Source organism: Streptomyces sp. WAC05292 (assembly GCF_003949955.1).
Taxonomy (GTDB): domain Bacteria; phylum Actinomycetota; class Actinomycetes; order Streptomycetales; family Streptomycetaceae; genus Streptomyces; species Streptomyces globosus.
Genome location: NZ_RPSE01000790.1, coordinates 1 through 925 on the forward strand (window position 1 = coordinate 1; position 925 = coordinate 925).

Annotated in this window: 2 pseudogenes; both read right to left on the bottom strand. The window is 73.0% G+C overall.

The features are described 5' to 3' along the window. Positions 1-55 precede the first annotated feature (55 nt). Positions 56-811 (bottom strand): annotated as a pseudogene (locus EF903_RS33050) (chitinase); the annotation flags it as partial. A 31-nt stretch (positions 812-842) separates the two neighbouring features. Then, a pseudogene (locus EF903_RS33055) lies at positions 843-925 on the bottom strand (precorrin-4 C(11)-methyltransferase); the annotation flags it as partial.

The window sequence follows — 925 nt, forward strand, 5'->3', positions numbered from 1 at the left end:
CGGCCGCCCGCCCCTCACGTCCCGGGGCCGGGGCGGCCGTACGGGGGAGCCGGGGTCAGGAGCGGGCCGCGAACGCCTTCGTGAAGGCCAAGGGCTCCTGGAGGATGGAGGAGCAGGTGGCGTCGGCCTGGTTCTTGGGGCCGCCGGGGCACTGCTTGTCCCGGGCCCCCGACCACATGGAGAGCCAGCCCAGCCCCTTGGAGCGGGCGAAGTCGGCGAGCTGTCCGGCGTCCTCGACGGTGAATATCTCGGTCACCACGTCGTTGACGCCGATCATCGGCGTCACGGCGACCTTCTTCCACGCCTCGGCTTCGGACAGCCCGAAGACGCCCTTGACCTGCGCCTGGGTCGCGGTGGCCGCCTGGATGGCGTATGCGCCCATGTCGCCGCTGTAGGCCGGCCCGTAATCCATGGCCATCACGTTGACGGCGGAGACGGCCACGCCGTGGTGCTTGGCGTCGGCGAGGAGGTCCACCCCGGGCTGGGTCAGCCCCTCCGGCATGACGGGCAGGGTGAAGGAGACGTCGAGCCCGGGGTGCTTCTTCTGCAGGAGCGCGACGGCCTGGGCGCGCCGCGTGTTGGCGGCCTTGTCGGGCAGGGCGGCGCCCTCCACGTCGAAGTCGGCCTTGGTGAGCCCGTACGCCTCGACGACCTTGCCGTAAGCGGCCGCGAGCTCGGCCGCGGAGGAGCAGGTGAGGGCGAGTTCGGAGCCGGCGGCGCCGCCGAAGGAGACGCGGACGTCGCCGCCCTTGGCGCGCAGGGCCGCGATCTGGGAGGCGACGCGGTCGGAGCCGAGGGCGGTGGTGCCGCCCAGAATCAGGACGTGCGGCGCGGCTGCGCCCTCAGCAGACATGCCGGTCGCGCTCGGGCGAGTACAGGTGGCTGTCGCGGAACTGCTCCGCGCCCAGCGTGCGGCCCACGATGA